Source organism: Rhizobium sp. R693 (genome assembly GCF_002211315.1).
Taxonomy (GTDB): Bacteria; Pseudomonadota; Alphaproteobacteria; order Rhizobiales; family Rhizobiaceae; genus Rhizobium.
Window position 1 is genome coordinate 192736 of the sequence record NZ_LOKY01000005.1, and the last position, 20105, is coordinate 212840.

Annotated in this window: 19 protein-coding genes and 1 pseudogene; 8 read left to right on the forward strand and 12 right to left on the reverse strand. The window is 60.2% G+C overall.

Annotation, left to right across the window (positions count from 1 at the left end; genetic code table 11):
- The gene (locus tag ATY79_RS07320) at positions 1-591 is read left to right on the forward strand and encodes a GNAT family N-acetyltransferase (RefSeq protein ID WP_088691847.1); all 591 of its coding nucleotides are present in this window, start codon (positions 1-3) and stop codon (positions 589-591) included.
- Here ATY79_RS07320 and ATY79_RS07325 read toward each other — a convergent pair.
- Both ATY79_RS07325 and ATY79_RS07330 read right to left on the reverse strand, forming a co-directional pair.
- On the reverse strand, positions 566-1237 hold the full coding sequence (locus ATY79_RS07325) for a hypothetical protein (protein WP_088691848.1): 672 nt from the start codon (positions 1235-1237) through the stop codon (positions 566-568). The two genes, ATY79_RS07320 and ATY79_RS07325, sit on opposite strands and share 26 nt — an antisense overlap.
- Before the next feature lie 2 nt (positions 1238-1239).
- On the reverse strand, positions 1240-1548 hold the full coding sequence (locus ATY79_RS07330; protein WP_088691849.1) for a DUF3572 domain-containing protein: 309 nt from the start codon (positions 1546-1548) through the stop codon (positions 1240-1242).
- A 132-nt stretch (positions 1549-1680) separates the two neighbouring features.
- On the opposite strand from ATY79_RS07330, the gene ATY79_RS07335 reads away from it, so the two are divergent.
- Both ATY79_RS07335 and ATY79_RS07340 read left to right on the forward strand, forming a co-directional pair.
- Positions 1681-2052, forward strand: a complete 372-nt coding sequence (locus ATY79_RS07335) for a response regulator (RefSeq protein ID WP_007531841.1) — start codon at positions 1681-1683, stop codon at positions 2050-2052.
- 18 nt (positions 2053-2070) lie between these two features.
- Entirely contained in the window at positions 2071-3441 is a 1371-nt protein-coding gene (locus ATY79_RS07340) for a PleD family two-component system response regulator (protein WP_088691850.1), read from the forward strand.
- Between the two features lie 698 nt (positions 3442-4139).
- On the opposite strand, the gene rpmG is transcribed toward ATY79_RS07340, so the two are convergent.
- From rpmG to topA, 5 genes are all read right to left on the reverse strand, one after another.
- On the reverse strand, positions 4140-4307 hold the full coding sequence (rpmG, locus tag ATY79_RS07345) for a 50S ribosomal protein L33 (protein ID WP_003587245.1): 168 nt from the start codon (positions 4305-4307) through the stop codon (positions 4140-4142).
- A 93-nt stretch (positions 4308-4400) separates the two neighbouring features.
- The gene (locus tag ATY79_RS07350; RefSeq protein WP_088691851.1) at positions 4401-5588 is read right to left on the reverse strand and encodes an MFS transporter; all 1188 of its coding nucleotides are present in this window, start codon (positions 5586-5588) and stop codon (positions 4401-4403) included.
- Positions 5589-5850: 262 nt separating this feature from the next.
- Positions 5851-6306 (reverse strand): DUF983 domain-containing protein, encoded by a 456-nt coding sequence (locus ATY79_RS07355; protein WP_088691852.1) that lies wholly within the window; start codon positions 6304-6306, stop codon positions 5851-5853.
- Positions 6307-6338: 32 nt separating this feature from the next.
- Positions 6339-8711: a ribonuclease R gene (gene rnr, locus ATY79_RS07360; protein WP_088691853.1), complete on the reverse strand. Its 2373-nt coding sequence runs from the start codon at positions 8709-8711 to the stop codon at positions 6339-6341.
- The gene (gene topA / locus ATY79_RS07365) at positions 8708-11365 is read right to left on the reverse strand and encodes a type I DNA topoisomerase (RefSeq protein WP_088691854.1); all 2658 of its coding nucleotides are present in this window, start codon (positions 11363-11365) and stop codon (positions 8708-8710) included. Before topA ends, rnr begins: the two co-directional genes overlap by 4 nt.
- 258 nt (positions 11366-11623) lie before the next feature.
- Here topA and ATY79_RS07370 point away from each other — a divergent pair, with 258 nt between their 5' ends.
- On the forward strand, positions 11624-11803 hold the full coding sequence (locus tag ATY79_RS07370) for a hypothetical protein (protein ID WP_088691855.1): 180 nt from the start codon (positions 11624-11626) through the stop codon (positions 11801-11803).
- 4 nt (positions 11804-11807) lie between these two features.
- Here ATY79_RS07370 and ATY79_RS07375 read toward each other — a convergent pair.
- From ATY79_RS07375 to ATY79_RS07390, 4 genes and pseudogenes are all read right to left on the reverse strand, one after another.
- Positions 11808-12659: pseudogene (locus ATY79_RS07375) on the reverse strand (DNA-processing protein DprA).
- 1 nt (position 12660) lies between these two features.
- Entirely contained in the window at positions 12661-13281 is a 621-nt protein-coding gene (gene plsY, locus ATY79_RS07380; RefSeq protein ID WP_088691856.1) for a glycerol-3-phosphate 1-O-acyltransferase PlsY, read from the reverse strand.
- A 19-nt stretch (positions 13282-13300) separates the two neighbouring features.
- The gene (locus ATY79_RS07385) at positions 13301-14590 is read right to left on the reverse strand and encodes a dihydroorotase (protein WP_088691857.1); all 1290 of its coding nucleotides are present in this window, start codon (positions 14588-14590) and stop codon (positions 13301-13303) included.
- Positions 14587-15543, reverse strand: coding sequence for an aspartate carbamoyltransferase catalytic subunit (locus ATY79_RS07390; protein WP_088691858.1), 957 nt, complete (start codon positions 15541-15543; stop codon positions 14587-14589). Before ATY79_RS07390 ends, ATY79_RS07385 begins: the two co-directional genes overlap by 4 nt.
- A 180-nt stretch (positions 15544-15723) precedes the next feature.
- Between ATY79_RS07390 and ATY79_RS07395 the strand changes: the two genes are divergently transcribed.
- From ATY79_RS07395 to ATY79_RS07410, 4 genes are all read left to right on the forward strand, one after another.
- On the forward strand, positions 15724-17373 hold the full coding sequence (locus tag ATY79_RS07395; protein ID WP_088691859.1) for an acyl-CoA dehydrogenase family protein: 1650 nt from the start codon (positions 15724-15726) through the stop codon (positions 17371-17373).
- Positions 17373-17990, forward strand: coding sequence for a GNAT family N-acetyltransferase (locus ATY79_RS07400; RefSeq protein WP_088691860.1), 618 nt, complete (start codon positions 17373-17375; stop codon positions 17988-17990). Before ATY79_RS07395 ends, ATY79_RS07400 begins: the two co-directional genes overlap by 1 nt.
- Positions 17991-18133: 143 nt before the next feature.
- The gene (locus ATY79_RS07405) at positions 18134-18796 is read left to right on the forward strand and encodes a TetR/AcrR family transcriptional regulator (RefSeq protein WP_088691861.1); all 663 of its coding nucleotides are present in this window, start codon (positions 18134-18136) and stop codon (positions 18794-18796) included.
- A gap of 293 nt (positions 18797-19089) precedes the next feature.
- The gene (locus tag ATY79_RS07410; RefSeq protein WP_088691862.1) at positions 19090-19422 is read left to right on the forward strand and encodes a DUF6105 family protein; all 333 of its coding nucleotides are present in this window, start codon (positions 19090-19092) and stop codon (positions 19420-19422) included.
- Here the strand turns inward: ATY79_RS07410 and ruvX are convergent.
- Positions 19359-19853 carry a Holliday junction resolvase RuvX gene (gene ruvX, locus ATY79_RS07415; RefSeq protein WP_088691863.1) on the reverse strand — a complete coding sequence of 165 codons (495 nt, stop codon included), beginning with the start codon at positions 19851-19853 and terminating at the stop codon, positions 19359-19361. The two genes, ATY79_RS07410 and ruvX, sit on opposite strands and share 64 nt — an antisense overlap.
- Positions 19854-20105: the final 252 nt, after the last annotated feature.

Here is a 20105-nt window from a genome sequence, read left to right on the forward strand (position 1 = left end):
TTGGATATCGATCTCCGTTTCGAGCCGGTGACCGCAGACCGCTGGAGTGACTTCGAGCGGCTTTTCGGTCCCCGAGGAGCCTTTTATGATTGCTGGTGTGTTGCGCTTCGCTTGCCTCATGCCGTCCGCACGAAGATGGAGCCGGATGAGCGAAAATCGCACATGCTCGGTCGGATCGCCGTTGGGCCGCCGCCTGGCATCCTGGCCTATGCCGCCGATGACGAGCCGGTCGCCTGGGTTCAGGTCGGGCCACGGTACGACGTGCCGCAATTCAATTCGCCGCGAACCGTGTCCCGGCCAGTGAAAGACGAGGATGCGCACGATCCGTCATTCTGGGCCGTGAGTTGTTTCTTCCTGACGTCTCGTTTGCGGGGGCAGGGGCTCAGCCATCGTCTGCTCGCGGGTGCGGTCGACCATGCGCGGCGCCACGGTGCCCGCTACATCGAGGGCTGTCCGATTGACCACGTCAAGCAATCGAAGTCGGTGACGCTCTGTACCGGATCGACCGCGATTTTCGATGCGGCTGGATTTGAAACCGTGGCAAAGAGAAAGGATGGTCGGCCGCTCATGCGGCTGGATTTGCGCTCGTAAGAACATCCGCCGCGAAATGTGCCCTTAGCAGCTCAGCGGCATGGTCCCAACCAGTAGCCGCGACGATGTTGCCAACTGGCGGTGGTGCGAATGGCTTGAAATCGGCATTGGCCATCATGCTCAGGAGCAGGCAGTCGGGCACATGATCGGCAACGGAAAGGAGATTGCGTTGCATATCATCGATGAAGGCGACCGGGAGGCTTCGGCGATCATGGAGCCTCGCAACGACCGGTCCTTTGGCCTCTTCCGTGGCGATCAGGTCGAAGGAGAGGTGAAGCTGGTTGAGAAATTCGCGCCGGATGCCATGGTGCCGAGGTGGCATCGCGGTCAGGAAGACGATGTCGGCGTCGGCCGAAAGCGACTGCAGTGTTTCGACGGCCTTTTCCGCTGGCTTCTGCCAGATGTGCTGGTTCGCGAAGAATATTTCCTCAAACGAATCGACCGCCGCTTTATCCAACTCGCTGCCATCGAGCAGAGAGACGATGTTGCCATAGAGGCGGAACGACCGTGGCAGGAGGTCATAGCTGTGCGAGCGCAGGAAAGCCGTAAACGGAGTGAGAAACTCGAGAACCACTTCATCGATGTCGCAGACGACCAAGGGCCGGTCGCGGAGGCGCACCTGGCTAACGTTGGTAGCAATATTCATGCTCAATATTCTCCCGACCCAAGTCCCGGTGGCGAAAAGTGCAGCCATGCCGCATTCAAAGCGTCGGGCGCGGTGCCGGTCGCCTGGCAAAAGGCCATCGCCGTCGGCTCATGCTGCATGATGAAATCCATCATGCCCGAAAGAAACCCGGGATCGTTGATCGCGTGGCGGACCTGTGTGGGCTCGACGCCGGTCAATGCAAGGAAGCGGCTGAACAAATCCGGTTCGTTGGCAAGCCAGGCAAGAACGGCGATCGCGGTCTGCTGCGGATCGGCTGCGAGTTGTTTCGAAGTCTTGAAGTTGCTTTGCATTTCTCTGGGTAAGTTACCTATTTTTCAACCAAATACCGATAGTGTGCAGCCATCGGTTCTATGGAACCATGCCATCGCAGAAGTCTTCTTCATGCGGGGAAGCGGTACCAGAACGGACGTAGGACGCGTGTCATGCCCAAGCAGGTGATGATTGTAGAAGATAACGAGCTCAACATGAAGCTCTTTCGCGACCTCATCGAGGCGTCTGGCTACACGACAATCCAGACCCGAAACGGCATGGAAGCGCTCGATCTCGCGCGTAAATACCGGCCCGATCTGATTCTGATGGACATTCAGCTCCCCGAAGTTTCTGGTCTCGAGGTCACCAAATGGCTGAAGGAAGACGATGACCTGCACGTCATTCCTGTTATCGCCGTTACGGCATTTGCCATGAAGGGGGACGAGGAACGCATCCGCCAGGGCGGTTGCGAGGCCTATGTCTCCAAACCCATTTCAGTTCCCAAATTCATTGAGACGATCAAGACCTATCTGGGCGATGCCTGACGCATCGGAAAGAAGCCTATGACTGCGCGCATTCTGGTGGTTGATGACATTCCGGCCAACGTCAAGTTGCTTGAGGCGCGGCTGGTGGCCGAGTATTTCGACGTATTGACCGCGAGCGACGGCTATCAAGCGCTGGCAACATGCGAGCGCAACCAGGTCGATCTTGTCCTTCTCGATATCATGATGCCGGGGATGGACGGTTTCGAGGTGTGCGAGCGCCTGAAGGCCAATCCCAAGACCTCGCACATACCCGTCGTCATGGTGACGGCGTTGGATCAGTCGTCCGACCGAGTCCGTGGCCTGAAGGCTGGCGCCGATGACTTTCTCACCAAGCCGGTCAATGACCTTCAGCTGATTTCGCGGGTTAAGAGCCTCTTGCGGCTGAAGACGCTCAGCGACGAATTGCGCATTCGCGCGGAAACCGCCCATACAATGGGGATCGATGAGCTTCTGCGCTCGAGCGAGGGCCGGGGCGACGAATCAGGCCAGGTGCTGCTGGTCGATGGGCGTGCCAGTTCCCAGGAACGCATCATCAAGGCGCTGAAACCCGTCGCCGATGTCTCCGCAATCTCCGATCCGCAGGCGGCTATCTTCGAGGCTTCGGAAAGTCCGTTTGAACTGGTCATCGTCAACGCCAATTTCGACGGCTACGATCCGCTGCGCCTGTGCTCACAGCTTCGTTCGCTGGAGCGCACGCGTTTTCTGCCGATCCTGATTATCACCGAGCAGGGCGACGATGACATGGTGATCCGGGCGCTCGAGCTCGGCGTCAACGACTATATCGTTCGGCCGGTTGATCCCAACGAACTTGTGGCACGTAGCCTCACCCAGATGCGCCGCAAGCGCTACAACGATCGCCTGCGCGCGAGTGTCAAGCAGACAATCGAGCTTGCCGTCACGGATCCGCTGACCGGGCTCAGCAACCGCCGCTACCTGGATAATCACCTGAGCACTCTGTTCAATCGCTCGATGGCGCGCGGGCGTCCGCTATCTGTGCTGATTACAGATATCGATCGGTTTAAGCAGGTCAACGACACCTATGGGCATGACGCCGGGGATGACGTACTGCGGGAGTTCGCGAACCGCATTCGCTCCACCGTCCGCGGCGCCGATCTTGCGTGCCGCTACGGCGGTGAGGAATTCGTGGTGGTGATGCCCGACACCTCGCCCGAGGTGGCCGCGACCGTCGCGGAGCGATTGCGTTCTGTGGTCGAAACGACACCGTTCCAGCTGAAGTCATCGGGGCAGGAGTTGAGCGTGACTGCCTCCTTCGGCATATCGTCGCGGATCTCATCGGTCATCACGCCGGGGCAGCTGATGAAGCAGGCGGATCTGGCACTCTACGAGGCAAAAACGGGCGGTCGAAATCGGGTTGTTGCCGCCGCCTGAGCGGGCCTTTTAGTCCGGTTTTCGCGTCATCCACAGCTATGCGGCGAGGTGCTGGAATCAAGTAGTTCGAGTAGAAAGCCGGCCAGTCGATTGCATTCCAGCTTGCTCGAAATCTATCGCTCTAAGCAATTGTCGGCGCAGGTGCGCGATAAATGTGATCATGCGTCAGGTTTAGCCGGCATTCGGCTATGTGCAGGTAATGTTCAAGTCCTGGTCTGTAGCGTCAGCAACTAACACTATTGGTCTATATTGTGGCGTTCCTTGCCAACTTTGGCGCTATTCTTGCTGTCAGGACCGAATCGAAGGTCTAGAAATTGTCCTAAAGCGGTACTTTTAACCATAGAATCAACCTCGGAAATCTAACCATTAAGAATTTGTTGATTTTCTTTCATTTTCGAGCAAATTATCGGACCATAAGAGATAAGCACTCCCTGTGAGGAGTCCGAGATACCCCATGATGCTCAGGTCCGCCGCATCTCCTGGGTCGTGGGGTCGGTCGGCTGGTTTGCAACATTAAGCGGTTCCTCGTGCCGCGTTGCTTGCCGGTCGACCCCCTTTCAAGAAAACGCCGTCCTTTCCGCATTTCCGGGAGGACGGCGATTCTGTTTTTGGGCATTGAAACCAGCGGTAAAGCCGGCAAACAAAAAGGCGCGCAGCCGGTGGGCGCGCGCCTTTTTGAAAAACATCAGATCAAGCGATTACTTGATCTTGGTTTCCTTAAACTCGACGTGCTTCTTAGCAATCGGGTCGTACTTGGTCTTCGTCATCTTGTCGGTCATCGTACGGCTGTTCTTCGTCGTGACGTAGAAGAAACCGGTGTCGGCCGTCGACAGCAGCTTGATCTTGATTGTGGTAGCCTTGGCCATGGTCGTCCTGCCTTTAATAAAATGAAAGCCGTGGCAGGCCGGATAGGCTCCACGGCAAATTCTGGCGCGAAACTACGAATCCCGCCCGAAAAGTCAAGCCCGCTTTCGGAGGAAAAGCAGCCTCACGGCGGAAAGCAGGGCATAAAGCCCGAAGAATCCCGCGATAGCCCAGGCAAAACCGTTATTGCCGGCAACGTCGATGGCTGCGCCGATCACCTGCGGCCCGGCCACCGTGCCAACGGCGTAACAGAATACAAAGGCCGCGTTGGCTGCCGCAAGATCGGAACCTGTCAGGCGTGAACCCAGGTGGCTGAGACCCACGGTATAGAGGCCTGCGACGCACCCGCCCCAGAAGAGCAGCACGGTGGCCATCAGGATCCAGCTGTGCACGAGGACGGGCAGCATCAGCGCGCCGATCAGGCCCATGAAGGCCATCGCGGCCAGCAGCGGGCGCTTGTCCCTCATGCGGTCCGAAAGCAGGCCGACCGGAATCTGGAAGATCACGTTGCCGATTCCCATAACCGTCAGCAGCAGGGCGGCCTGCGCTTCGGTAAAGGAGGCGCGCACGGCATAGATCGGGAACAGCGCGAGGCCGCCGGCCTCAACGGCACCGAAGATAAAGACAGCAGCGGTTGCGGTTGGCACGAGGAAGACATAGCGCATGAAATGCAACTCCGGCTTCTCTTCGAGAACCGGGCTTTCGTACCGCGCGATATAGATCGGAATGGCGGCCAATAGAACGGCGCCAGCGCCGACCGCAAAGGGCAGCACGCCATCACTGCCGAGAATCGAAAAGAGCAGTGGCCCGCCTGCGAACCCGAGCGACAGCACGGTCGCATAGATACCAAGGACGAACCCACGCTTCGACGGCGGCGAGGCGGCGTTGATCCAGAATTCCGACAGGATAAACAGCGTCGTTGTCGCGCCGTGAAAGGCGAAACGCAGCGGAAACCACATCCAGAAATCCTGGGCGTAGTAGAAGCCGAGTGCGCTGATCGCTGAAATCACGACAGCCCAGATCATGGTCGGGGCGACACCGTATTTGTGCGCGAGCTTCGTGGTGATGGGCGCAGCCGCCATCGCGGCAACACCGGCCATTGCCGTGTTTAGTCCAATAAGCGTTGAGGGAATGCCGCGTTTTTCGAGAATGATGCTGAGGAGCGGAAGTCCGAGACCGATTGCTATGCCGACGGCTGAGATGGACGAGACGGCTGCCACCAGCGAAGGCCAATGAATTTCTTCGACATCGCCTGGTGTGGTGCCGTTTCGCGGCTGAGACATATACGCATCCTTAGAGACCTGCTGCACAGAATCGCTCACCGCGAAGCACCATAGGAAGGCACAGTCATGCCAAATCCAAGTGACGGCTGTGCTTTACAAGATGAAATGCGCTGGCGGCAATAACCTGGATGATCTTGAATGGGTATCGTCAAAGAACCTTACCGAATAAGCATGAGATTTCGCCCCGCGGAGCCGCAGCACCGTTGGGCGTGCCACTACACGTCAATTGTGTCGTGAAGGTGAAGGGGCAGGGCGGGCACGCCTAGCGTTTGCGGCCCGGTATCTCGTAGGCGTCGTGATCGTCGGTGTGACCACCGAAGCCGTGCATCTTCAATGCCCATTGCAAGCCGATGACGCCGCCTTTGATCGGCTGGATGATCAGCAGCGTGGCAATCAGGGTGATGGGCGTCCAGATGGCGAATGTCAGCCAGAGTGGCATTGGCCAAACGAGGTCGGTTGCCATGTAGCCGCCGATGATGAGGTGGCCAATAACGACGATTGCGAGGTATGGCGGCAGGTCGTCCGAGCGATGGTGGTACATTGCTTCGCCGCAAGCAGCACAATTGTCCACCGGCTTCAGGAAGCTCTTGAACAGCTTGCCACTGCCGCATGCGGGGCAGGTGTTCAGCATGCCACGCTTGATAGAACGGCCGAGCGGGCGTTCCACCTCCTCGCTTCCTCCATAACGGATTGCCTGGTCGGTCGAGGTGGTCGTCATCGTTCGTTTCCTTTCGCGGCGTCCCTACACGCCTATCGCCGCCCTCTTGGCGGCCTTGTTCCGGCCTGCTTGCGCGCCCGGCTGGCGTCGCGCCGGCCCGCCTTATGGAACGAACGTACAGCGGTGGGCATTTTTCGCCCCTCGCTGATCATCTCGAAGCGCAACGCACCGGCAAGCGGAATGGCTTCTGCAAGCTTGACCGTGACACCGTCGCCGAGGCGATATCCGAGCCCGGTTTTTTCGCCAGACAGCGCCTGGTGCGCCTCATCATAGATGAAGTAGTCCGTTCCGAGCGTAGATATAGGAACGAAGCCGTCTGCTCCATAGTCCGGGAGAGTGACAAATAGTCCCGATTTCGTCACACCTGATACGCGTCCTTCGAATTCCTCGCCGACGCGGCCGGCAAGATGATGCGCAATCAGGCGGTCCACCGTTTCGCGCTCGGCGGCCATCGCACGCCGCTCGAACGTCGAGATCTCGGCGGCAATGTCGTCGAGCGCGGCTTCTTCATCGGGCGTGATCCCGCCCTCACCAAAGCCGAGCGAGCCAACCAGCGCACGGTGCACGATCAGGTCCGCATAGCGCCGGATAGGCGAGGTGAAGTGCGCGTACTTCATCAGGTTCAGGCCAAAATGCCCAATATTCTCCGGGCTGTAGATTGCCTGGCTCTGGGAGCGCAGCACCATCTCGTTGACCATCGTTTGATGCGGAGTGTCGTCCGCCTTGGCGAGGATCATGTTGAAATTGTTGGCGCGCATGTTGCCGCCCTTGGCGAGCGAAATGCCAAGCGTCGCCAGGAACTCGCGCAGCACCTCCTGTTTCGCCAGTGTCGGCCCGTCATGGATGCGGTAGATCAGGACCTGCCGCTTCTTGTCCAGCGTCTCGGCAGCCGCGACGTTGGCCTGGATCATCATTTCCTCGATGAGCTTGTGCGCATCGAGGCGCGGCGGCACGAAGACGCGATCTACTGTGCCGTCAGGCTTCAGCAGGATCTTGCGTTCCGGCATGTCAAGCTCAAGTGGCTGCCTGCGCTCGCGGCCGCGGGTCATGATCCTGTAGGCATTCCAGAGCGGCTTCAGGATAGGCTCCAGAAGCGGGCCGGTCTTGTCGTCCGGCTTGCCGTCGATCGCCGCCTGCGCCTGTTGATAGGAGAGCTTTGCGGCGCTCTTCATCATGACGCGGTGGAACGTATGGCCGATTTTTCGGCCTTCCTTCGAAAACACCATGCGAACGGCAAGCGCCGGGCGATCCTGACCTTCTCTCAACGAGCAGAGATCGTTCGAGATCCGTTCCGGCAACATCGGCACGACCCGGTCGGGGAAATAGACCGAGTTGCCGCGCTTCAGCGCTTCGCGGTCGAGAGGCGAATTCGGCCGCACGTAATAGCAGACGTCGGCGATGGCGACGGTAACGATGACCCCATCCGGATTGTCGGGCGAGGGGTCCGCCTCCGCATAAACGGCGTCGTCATGGTCCTTCGCATCCGCCGGATCGATGGTGATCAGCGGGACATCGCGCCAGTCCTCGCGATGCGACATCGTCGCGGGCTTGGCATCGTCGGCTTCGGCGACGACGGCAGGCGGGAATATGTAGGGAATGCCGTGCGCATGGATGGCGATCATCGAGATCGCCTTCTCCGATGCAACGGAACCGATGATCGACAGCACCTTCGCCCGTGGCAGGCCGAAGCGGCCGAGGCGGGCGACTTCGACTTCGACAAGATCGCCGTCCTTGGCTTCGCCCTTGTAGTCAGGGTCGATCACCATTTCCTCGCCACGCCGGTCGATCGGAAGCAGACGACCGGCTCCGCCTGGCGCATCCTTGAACACGCCGAGCAGCGCACCGCGGCGCTTGTCCAAAATCTTGATGATGCGCGCCGTGTAGGCCGGCCCGCCGCGATCGGCGGCCGGAAAGATCTTCGCCAGGATCCGATCACCCATGCCGGCAACCGGGGCCTTGCCCTTGCCGTTGCGCCCAGCCGGAGACGTCGATTGGCGGATGGCGACGGCGGGTGCAACGCCCTGATCATCAGGCCACTCCGCCGGACGACCGATCAGTTCGCCGTCCTTGTCGCGCGTCGTGATGTCGAGCACCGTGACCGGCGGCAGTGCGCCCGGCCGGATCAGCGACTTGCGCGTCTTCTGAAGCATTCCTTCTTGCTCCAGTTCGCGCAGGAGGTGCTTCAACTCGACGCGGCTTTCTCCTTTCAGGCCGAAGGCCTTTGCTAGTTCGCGCTTCGACGCCTTCTGCGGATGGTCGGCGATGAATCGCAAAATCACTTCGCGGGAGGGCAGCGTACCGTGAGCGATATTCAGCGGTTCGGCTGCGGGTTGCTGGCTGGCGCGTCCGATCTTGCCGGGACGCTTGCCCACGCCCTTCATTCTTTCCCGCGGGATTTTGCTCACTCTTTGCTCTTTTTCGTCTTTGCCGGCGCCTTGGCCTTCGCCGTCTTAGGCTTGGCGGCGGTCTTGGTCGTCTTGGTTTCAGCTGCGGCAGCCTTCGCCTTCGGTTTTGCCTTGCTCTTCGAAGCCGGCGCCTTGCCCGCCTTGGCGGCGATCAGCGCCAGCGCTTCCTCGACGGTCAGGGCCTGCGGATCAGTGCCCTTCGGCAGCGTCGCGTTGACCTTGCCCCAGTTCACATAGGGACCGTACTTGCCGTCGCGGACGGTGATAGCGCCGCCGTCGGGATGCTCGCCGAGCTCCTTCAGCGCCGCTGCTGCCGTTCGCCCGCGCCCGCCAGGTGCCTTGTTCGCCTTCTCGGCGATCACCGTCACAGCGCGGTTGAGGCCGATCGAGAAGACGTCTTCGACGCTTTCAAGGTTGGCGTAACCGCCATCGTGCAGCAGGAACGGTCCGTAGCGACCGATGCCGGAGGAAATCATCTTGCCGGTCTCCGGGTGCTTGCCGATATCGCGCGGCAGCGAAATCAGCGCCATCGCCTTTTCATAATCGATGTCCTCGGGCTTCCAGCCCTTCGGCAATGACGCGCGCTTTGCTTCTTTGCCATCTCCACGCTGAATATAGGGACCGAAACGTCCCGAACGCAGCGTGAGTTCTTCGCCGGTCACCGGATCGGTACCGAGGTTCTTTGGCTCGTTCAGCGCAACGCCTTCGGCTTCCGAACCGCCTTCGGAAGAAAGCTGGCGGGTATAGTTACATTCCGGATAGTTCGAGCAGCCGACGAAGGCGCCGTATTTTCCGAGTTTCAGCGAAAGGTTGCCCGTCCCGCAGACCTGACAGATCCGCGGATCGCCGCCATCTTCCCGCTTCGGGAAAACGAGCGGCGCCAGTGCCTCGTTGAGCGAATCGAGGACGTTGGTGACGCGAAGCTCCTTCGTATCCTCGATCTGGGAGAAGAAGTCCTTCCAGAAATCGCGCAGAACCTGCTTCCAGTTCAACTCGCCGGCCGAGATCCGGTCTAGCTTCTCTTCAAGATCGGCAGTGAAATCGTACTCGACGTACTTGGTGAAGAAGCTTTCGAGGAAGGCCGTCACCAGCCGGCCCTTGGCCTGCGGGATGAGCTTGCGCTTGTCGATGGTGACATATTCGCGATCGCGCAGGGTTGCCAGCGTCGCAGCGTAAGTTGACGGACGGCCGATGCCGAGCTCTTCCATCTTCTTGATCAGCGATGCTTCCGAATAGCGCGGCGGCGGTTCGGTGAAGTGCTGGGTCGAATTGATCTTCTGCTTGGCGAGGTTTTCGCGAGCGTTGATCTCGGGCAGACGACCATCCTCCTCACCGTCATCACTCTGTTCGCCATCTTCCTTCTGGTCGGTATAGGCGGCGATGAAGCCGTCGAAACGGATCACCGAACCGACAGCGCGCAGACCGGCTTTCTCACCTTCGTTGTCGGCGGTGATTTCAGCCGTCGTGCGTTCGATCTCAGCCGAGGCCATCTGGCTCGCGATGCCGCGCTTCCAGACTAGGTCGTAAAGCTTCAGCTGGTCGGCATCGAGGAACTGCCGGACTTGGTCCGGCGAGCGATTGAAATCGGTCGGGCGGATCGCCTCGTGCGCTTCCTGTGCATTCTTGGCCTTGGTCGAATAGAAGCGAGCCTTCTCCGGCATGTAGCGCTGGCCGAATTGATCGACGATGGCCTTGCGTGCCGCATCGATGGCTTCCGGCGCCATCTGAACGCCGTCCGTACGCATGTAGGTGATCAGACCAACCGTCTCGCCGCCGATATCGACGCCCTCATAGAGCTTCTGGGCGATCTGCATGGTGCGCGACGCCGAAAAGCCAAGCTTCGAGGAGGCGGCCTGCTGCAGCGTAGAGGTTGTGAAGGGTGGTCCCGGGTTGCGCTTGACCGGCTTTGCCTCGACTGTGTCGACGACATAGGTTGCGCCTTCCAGAAGCGCTTTGAACTTACCGGCTTCTTCGCCATTTGCGATCGTGCGAGGCTGCAACCGCTTGCCATTCGCTGCAACCAGTTTTGCTTCGAATTCGTCGCCCCGCGGCGTCTTCAAGAGAGCCGAAAGGTTCCAGTATTCCTCGGAGAGGAAGCGCTCGATTTCGGATTCGCGATCGCAAACCAAGCGCAACGCTACTGACTGGACGCGACCAGCCGAACGCGCGCCGGGCAGCTTGCGCCACAGAACCGGCGACAGGTTGAAGCCGACGAGATAGTCGAGTGCACGGCGGGCGAGATACGCATCAACCAGCGGCACGTCGATGTCGCGTGGCTCGGCCATGGCATCGAGGACGGCCTTCTTCGTGATCGCGTTGAAAACGACCCGCTTCACCGTCTTGCCGTTCAAGACGCGCTTTTTGTTCAGCATGTCGAGGACGTGCCACGAAATCGCTTCACCCTCGCGATCCGGGTCGGTCGCGAGAAACAGGCCGTCGGACGACTTCACCGCATCGGCGATGTCCTTCAGACGCTTGGCCGACGCACCGTCGACCTCCCACAGCATCTCGAAATCCTGATCAGGAAGAACCGAGCCGTCCTTGGCAGGCAGATCGCGGACATGGCCGAAAGAGGCGAGCACCTTGTATCCGGAGCCCAGATACTTGTTGATCGTCTTTGCCTTGGCAGGCGATTCTACCACTACAACATTCATCATGATTCTCTAAAAAAACGTGCCAGGCCGGTGGATAAGCAGATGGAATCCCAGCCGTGCCAAGATAACCGGTCCTTCGACATGGACAGGGAAATCGTTTCGGTCAAGTGGTTTGATTTCATTTTTACGCAATACAACGCTATGCAACCAATGCGAGATAGTTAACGTGTTGCAATTTCTGATAATTGAGGTATCGTTTTTGAAGTGTGGTTCAGGCTCGCCGAAAGGCAGCGCTTCTCTTTCCTCAGAGACTATCCCATGGCGGCCAAGTTCGCAAAGAAAGATACCGGACGATCCGGCTCGCATGAGAACATCACCTTTATTAGGCAGATGCTTGCTGAGTTGCGGCGGGTGGCGGAAAAAGAGAACGCCGATATGCTGTGCTACCTGATCGAGATGGCCTATGTCGAGGCTGGCGATCTGCAGGCCCGGATGTAGGATCTCAATCGCCCATCGCAAGAGAGACAAAGCCGCCGGGATGGCGATGAAGCCTTCCGGCAATATCCAGCTCCAGCAGCACAAGATAAACCGAAGCCGCCGGCAGGCCGGTATGGCGGATGACGTCGTCGATCTCGACCGGCGTCGGGCCGAGCGCATCGACGATAAGCGAGCGATCGGATTCGTCAGGCGGAAGCATCGAAGGGCCACTCTCGCGGTCCGGCTCCGAACGTCATTTCGTTGATGGCAACCCTGTTGCCATTCCAGATGGCGTCAAGCAGACCGGCATTCTCAGGTGGGTAGGGCTGGTCGAGACCTCCCGCCATGGCGGCCACCGTTCCGGTATCGAGGCTTGCGCGATGCGCGGCCGTGTCGATGCCGCGCGCAAGGCCGGAGACGACGGCATAGCTTGCCTTGCCGCATTGATGCGCAATCGTGGCGGCAAACTTGGCGCCACTGATGGAGGCGTTGCGGGAGCCGACAATGCCGACCGCCGGCTGCGAGGAGACAGAAAGATTGCCTTGACGGCGAGCAAAGGCGGAGCACCGTCGACCTGCTTCAAGGCCTGCGGGTATTCCGGCTCGCCGATACCGACGAACCGGGCGCCAAAGCGCCGCGCGGCCTCCAGCTCCTTGTGCGCCTCCGTCTCCGTTGCTATCCGGATGGAGCGCGTCGCCTCGCCACGCGCGGAAAGTTCGGGCAGGGCGGCAAGCGCCGTCTCGGCAGATCCAAAGTGATTGATGAGGTCGCGAAAAGTCGCCGGCCCGACATTGTCGGAGCGGATGAGACGCAGCCACGCGATGCGTTGGCGTTCCGTCAGCGCAACTCCCTTTGGCCTTGCGCTGCAAGCGTCCATCCTATCCCTTCGCTCCGATCTTGCTTTCCGTCCCGCTCATCAGGCGGGAGATGTTGGCCTTGTGCTTCCAGTAGGAGATGACGGTCATGATCGCCATGACAGCTGCAACCTTCTCGGCGCCCAGTATCCACAATGCAACCGGAATGACAAGCATTGCAACCAATGCGGCAAGTGAGGAGTACCGGGTCGTAAAGGCGACCGCCAGCCAGACCACAGCGAAAACCACGACCATGATCGGCGCAACGCCAAGCAGCGTTCCGATATAGGTGGCGACACCCTTGCCGCCCTTGAAGCCGATCCAGACCGGGAAGAGGTGGCCGATGAAGGCGAAGAAGCCCGCAATCAGCGCCGCTTCGTTGCCCAGGAAATAGCCGACGATCCAGGCCGCGGCCGATGCCTTCAGCGCATCGAGCAGAAGCGTTGCGGCAGCAAGCTTCTTGTTGCCGGTTCTCAGCACGTTGGTCGCGCCGATATTGCCGGATCCGATACTGCGCACGTCGCCGAGCCCGGCGGCCTTCGTCAGGATCAGGCCGAACGGGATAGAGCCGAGCAGGTAGCCGATGGTGGCAGCCGCCAGCGCGATCGGCAGCGTGATCTGCCACGTCATGAGATCCGAGACCATGTTCCCTCCGGTGGTCTTTTTATATGCTGTGTACGCACTGTCCGGCGACGTAGGTCGCAACAGCGCGTCCGCTGAAGCGCGCGTCTTCGAACGGCGTGTTCTTCGAACGGGAAAGAAGCATGTCCTTCGAGACAAGCCAAGGGTCATCGAGATCGATCAGCGTGATATCTGCCTTGGCGCCCGGCTTCAGCGTGCCGGCCTCGAGGCCGAAGATCTGCGCCGGCCGCGTCGACATGGCATCGATCAGCCGCATCAGGCTGACCTGGCCGCTGTGATGCAGGCGCAGCGCCGCTGCGAGCATCGTTTCGAGGCCAACCGCGCCATCGGCCGCTTCACCGAAGGGCAGGCGTTTCGTGTCGACGTCTTGCGGGTCGTGCGAGGAGACGATGATATCGATCGCACCGCGCGCCAGCGCATCCACCATGGCCACGCGATCGTCTTCCGAGCGCAGCGGCGGATAGAGCTTGAAGAAGGTGCGGTATTCGCCGATGTCGTTTTCGTTGAGCGAGAGATTGTTGATCGAGATGCCGCAGGTCACGGTGGCCCCACGACTGCGGGCGAGTTCGATCGCTTCGACCGACTCCGGCACGGAGATCATCGCGGCGTGGTAGTTGCCGCGCGTCAGCTTGGCGATACGCAGGTCGCGTTCGAGCGGGATGAGCTCGGCTTCCTTCGGAATGCCACCGAGACCGAGCCAGCTCGCAAACAGTCCCTCATGCATGACGCCGGTGGCGCCGAGATATTTGTCTCGGGTCTCACAGGAAATAACGGCCCCGAACTCGCGCGCATAGGTCATCACACGGCGGAGGACCTGCGTGTCATGGACGCTCGAACGGCCGTCGGTAAACGCGACGGCGCCGGCTTCCATCAGCAGGCCAATCTCGGTCATTTCCTCGCCGGCAAGATGCTTGGTGATCGCCGCTGCCGGATAGACGTTGATGAGCGCCTTGTCCTTCGCCGTCTTCTTGACGAACTCGACCAGTGCGATGTCGTCAATGACAGGATCGGTGTCGGGCATCATGATGATCGAAGTCACGCCGCCGGCTGCGGCCGCACGGCTCGCCGACGCGATCGTTTCGCGATGTTCGGCTCCGGGTTCCCCGATATGAACGCGGGCATCGACGAGGCCCGGTGTGGCGACGAGGCCGGTGCAATCGCGTACTTGGGCGCCAGCAGGCGCTCCCTGGTTCTGCGCATCGGCGCCAGCTGCGACGATCACGCCATCCTTGACTATGATGGCGCCGACTTCGTCGAGATCGCGCGAAGGGTCGACGATGCGAACGTTCTTGAGGACGATCGAGTTGCTCATGCGCCGGCTCCTTCCGTGCGGGGACCCTGGTTCTGCGAGACCAGCAGCGCCTCCATCACGGCCATGCGCACGGCGACCCCCATTTCCACCTGTTCCGCAATCACGCTCTGCGGTCCATCAGCGACCTCGGAGGAGATCTCGACGCCGCGGTTCATCGGGCCGGGATGCATGACGAGTGCATCTTCCTTCGCCGCCTTCAGGGTCTCCGCGTCGAGCCCATAGAAGTGATAGTATTCACGCACCGACGGCACGAAGGCGCCGGACATGCGCTCGCGCTGCAGGCGCAGCATCATCACCACGTCGGCGTCCTTCAGCCCTTCCTTCATGGAATGGAAGACCTCGACGCCCATGTCGGCGATGCCGGCAGGCAGGAGCGTCGCCGGCGCGACGACGCGTACGCGTGCGCCCATCGCGTTCAGCAACAGGATGTTCGAGCGCGCCACGCGCGAATGCAGAACGTCACCGCAGATCGCGACGATGATCCGCGACAGCTTGCCCTTGGCGCGGCGGATTGTCAGCGCGTCGAGCAGCGCCTGAGTCGGATGCTCATGCTGGCCGTCGCCGGCGTTGACCACCGAGCAGGACACCTTCTGTGCGAGGAGCGCGGCGGCACCGGCACTGGAATGGCGGATAACGAGCACATCAGGCCGCATCGCGTTCAGCGTCATTGCTGTATCAATCAGCGTCTCGCCCTTCTTCACCGAAGAATTGCCGACCGACATGTTCATCACGTCGGCGCCGAGGCGCTTTCCGGCGAGCTCGAAAGAAGATTGCGTGCGCGTCGAGGCTTCGAAAAACAGGTTGATCTGCGTGAGGCCTCGCAGCGTCGAGGTTTTCTTCTCTCTCTGCCGGCTGATCTTCACGGCCTCGTCGGCCTTGTCGAGGAGAAAGGTGATATCCTGCTCTGTGAGCCCTTTGATACCGATGAGGTGGCGGTGGGGAAAGAAGACCATGAACCTGCCTCTTGCTGTCGTCTGCGGGGTCTATAAAGAGTGAGCCGGGCGGCGGCAAGCTTGCGCTGTGGGCAAAGACCCGTCTCCCCCTGCAATTTTACCCGAATTCAACTATTGCAGAGGTAGGGAAATTATAACTTCCGGTTTCCCTTTGCCTGCCTCTTGCACTAGAAGCGATTCATGACGCCCGCCGAAGAGAAACTTGCCGAACTCAACCAGCCGAGCCTGTGGTCCGGCATCAATGCCTACAGGTCCGATCCGCTGATCGTCGACCTGACTGGCACGCTGCCGCGCGGGATCCGCGACGATCTCGACAATATGGGCCGGTACGTGACCTCGCCGGAGGCGCAGGAGCTGGCACGCATGGCGAATCAGGGCACGCCGCAGCTGCGCACGCACGGTCCGCGCGGCGAGCGGCTCGATGTCGTCGAGTTCCATCCCGCCTGGCACGCACTGATGCGTCGTTCGATGTCATCGGGGCTGCATTCGTCGGTCTGGGATCCGCAGGCCGATACCGAGGCGAAAAATCAGGCCCACAAGGTCCGGGCGGCTCGCTTCTACCTGACGGCGCAACTCGAATGCGGCCACCTTTGCCCGCTGACGATGACGAGTGCCTCGGTGGCAGCGCTCTCCGCTTCGCCTGCCGTGCAGAAGGACTGGGCGCCGAAAATCCTGTCGCGCAAATACGATTCCACCAACAAGCCGGCCATGCAGAAGTCCGCCGTGACGATCGGCATGGGCATGACCGAGAAGCAGGGCGGCACGGACGTTCGCGCCAACAAGACGACGGCCGAAAAGGTCAGCGAAGGCATCTATCGCCTGTCCGGTCACAAGTGGTTCATGTCGGCGCCGATGAGCGATGCCTTCGTGATGCTGGCACAAACGAAGGATGGGATGGGTTGCTTCCTCGTTCCACGGCTCCTGGAAGATGGTTCGGCAAACGGCCTGCACTTCCAGCGCCTGAAGGACAAGGTCGGCAACCGCTCCAATGCCTCGTCCGAAGTCGAGTTCAACGATACCTTCGGCTTCCTGCTCGGCACGCCGGATGGCGGTATCCGCACGATTCTCGACATGGTGACATTGACGCGCCTCGACTGCGCGCTGGCCTCCTCCGGCATCATACGTGCCTCGCTCGCTGAGGCCGTACATCATACCCGCGGACGCAGCGTCTTCGGCAAGATGTTGGTGAGCCAGCCGATCATGACGCGTGTCTTGGCCGATATGGCGCTCGATGTGGCGGCCGCGACAGCGCTGTCCTTCCGCCTTGCCGATGCGTTCGACCGGGCGCGCGGCAGTGCCGAAGAGGCGGCCTACGCCCGCGTCATGACGCCGGTTGCAAAATACTGGTGCTGCAAGATCGCGCCGTCACTGATCTACGAGGCGATGGAGTGCATCGGCGGCAGTGGCTACATCGAGGAACGTCCGATCGCCCGCCACTACCGCGAAGCGCCTGTTAACGCGATCTGGGAAGGCTCGGGCAACGTCATGGCGCTCGATGTGCTGCGCATCCTCGATCGCGGCAAGGACCTCTTCGAGACGGTGTTTGCCGGGCTCGCGCGTGATCTCGGGCCTGCAGGCAAGAAGACAATCGACGTGCTGCGCGCCGCCATGGCGCTTTGCGAGCGGGACGAAGGTGCTGCGCGTCTGCTGGTCGAACAACTGGCACTCGCCGCCGGTGCCGCCGAACTCTATCGCCTGGGCGCAGGGCGGATCGCCGACGCCTTCATCGAGACCCGTCTGGCGGGCGGCTGGCGTTCCACCTATGGCATGCTGGATTCGCGCTTCGACGCCAGCTACATCGTCGATCTGCTCTATCCGCCAGCAAGCTGATGACTGTACTGCGCCCCGTCCATGCCGATGATCTCGAACAGATCTATCGAATCTCGCGGGTGACGGGCGATGCTGGCCGCGATGCGTCCGAGCTGCATCGCGACGGCAAGCTGATCGGCCATGTCTACTCAGCGCCTTACGTCTCGCTCTGTCCCGAAACGGCTTTCGTGGCAGAAGATTCGCAAGGCGTTGCCGGCTACATTGTCGGCGCCTTCGACACGGCCGCGTTCGAGGAGCGCCTCGAACGCGAGTGGTGGCCTTCGCTTCGTAAGATCTATACCAACCCGCAGGGAGATCCTTCCAGTTGGAACGCGGATGAGAAGTACGCCGCGTCAATCCATCACCCGTCTTACGTACCTGCCGCGATCGTCGAAACCTTTCCCGCCCATATTCACATGAACCTTCTGCCGCGCCTTCAAGGGCAGGGGGTGGGCACCGCGCTTCTTGACAGATGGTTGAAGAATGCCCGAGAGGCTGGCGTTACAGCAGTCCATCTCGGCGCCAGCCCCGATAACCATGGCGCACTGCGCTTCTGGGGTTCCCGTGGGTTTGTCCGCCTCGAACCTCCCTTGGTGGATGCTTCCGATCCGACTGCGTGGTTTGGGCAGAAGCTCTAGCTGCAATCAAGTCACCAAACGGTGACGCGCCCTTGCTATCGGCGCCTTTGGCAGGCTGTCCACAATCTTTCAAAGGCTTGTCCGTTGCCGGTGGTGGGTGAGGTTGCTACTCACCGCAAAGTGACAATTCGGACCGAATCCCAATGCTCAATGATCCCATGGTGCTAGCGCCCGTTGCCGACGCAATCCGTGTCGAGCCGGAAAAGCGTATCCGAGACCGAAGCGCGACCGAGAAGGCAATCCTGAAGGCGGCCAAGTCGCTGCTAGCGGAGGAGGGGTTCCAGAATTTCGGGATCAATGCGGTTGCCCGCCGCGCCGGATGCGACAAACAGCTGATCTACCGCTACTACGGCGGCTTGAACGGTCTAGTGGAGGCGATCGGTGCCGATCTCGGCAATTGGGTTAAGGACCGCATTCCCGAGGACACCGGCGGCATGTTCCTCCTGACCTACGGCGATCTGATGGAGCGGCTATCGCTGCTTTTCCTCGAGGCGTTGCGGGATGATCCGCTTGTTCGTCGCATTGTTGCCTGGGAGGTCTCCGAAAACACCGAGCAGGTCCGGCGACTTTCCGAGGCGCGGTCGAAGGCCTTGGCAAACTGGCTCGACCGCATGCGCGGCTCGCTGACGCCGCCGAAGGGCGTTGACGTCGTGGCCGTCAATGCGATTCTGATCGCAGCCATCCAGCATCTCGTTCTTTCCGCATCCGCCGGCGGCCAGTGCGCCGGACTGGCGCTGAAAACGTCGAAGGATTGGGAGAAGGCGGCAACCGCCTTGAAACGTATCGTTCGCGGCGTCTACGGCTGAAACAGAGACGGTCTTTCCACAGGTGTCCAGGCACGCGTTAACCTTAATAAATGGTTTACGTTGCGCCTTCACGGTTAAGAAGTCAGGTTGTCGGGCAGTCCAAAATGTTGGGTGTCTGGAACCATGGGAACCAAAATCGCGAAAGCCGCGTTTCTTGTTGCCGCGATGATGTTTTTCGCTGTGCTTGCGCTGGATATCGCTGTGCCGGCGCTGGTTCTGGGTTCGATGGCGTTGTCAATATGGCTGGTTTCTTACGAGGGACTATCCACTCGAGGAGAACGAGAGACGACCGCATGAAGTGGTTTCTGATCTTCTGGGCCGGTCCCATTGTCTTCTTGGCAGGATGGTACTGGCTTTCCTATTACGACATGAACTTCGGCATCTTCATGCTGAGCAGGCAGGTTCATGACCTGACGTTCCAGATTTATGGAAAGATCCTTGGCATTCCGCCGGAAACCATTCCGCCACTGGTTGCCCGCGCGATTGCCGTCGATAGCCTCGTCGTTTTCGCAATCATAGGGTTTCGCCGACGCAAGGCAATTCACGCCTGGTGGCGTGCGCGTCACGCATCCAGGTCGTCCGATGCCGCTCTGCCGAGCAAGGAAAGTCTATCCAGCGCTCCCTGAAGAATGAAGCTTGCCGCGGCCGAGTCGATCCGCTCGGCACGCTGCCTACGCGACACATCCATTTCCAGCAGCGCGCGCTCGGCGGCGACCGTCGACAGTCGTTCATCCCAGTAGACGAAGGGCAGATCAGTCTTCTGCTCCATGTTGCGCACGAAGGCGCGTGTTGCCTGGACACGCGGTCCGGCCGATCCGTCCATATTCATCGGCAGGCCAATAACGAAGGCCGCGACCTTTTCCCTTGCGGCGAACTCCAGCAGCGTTACCGCATCGATCGCGAATTTCTCGCGCTTGATGACCGGCCGTGGCGTCGAAAAGCGCCGTCCGAGGTCAGACATCGAAAGTCCGATCGTTTTCGTGCCGAGATCGAGACCCGCGATCGCCTGTCCCGGCTGTAGCACCGTCGCCAGTTCCTCGATCGTCAGCACCGTCATCGTCGTTTCATCCCGTCAAAAGAAATTGAAGCAGCGCCGCTTTTCTTTGTGGCCGCATCGGATATGTCCATAACCAGCAAAGCAGGCTTTTGCATCCCATAATAAAAGGAGGTGGCATGAAAGAGGCCGCGCCCGCTGAGAGAACGGATCACTGAGATGCAGGTGATGATCGAGGGACAGTCACACTTCCAGCCTTTCGGCTTACCTTATTGGGGTTTCGCAGATCTCAACAAGGGAGTTGGAAGCATGACT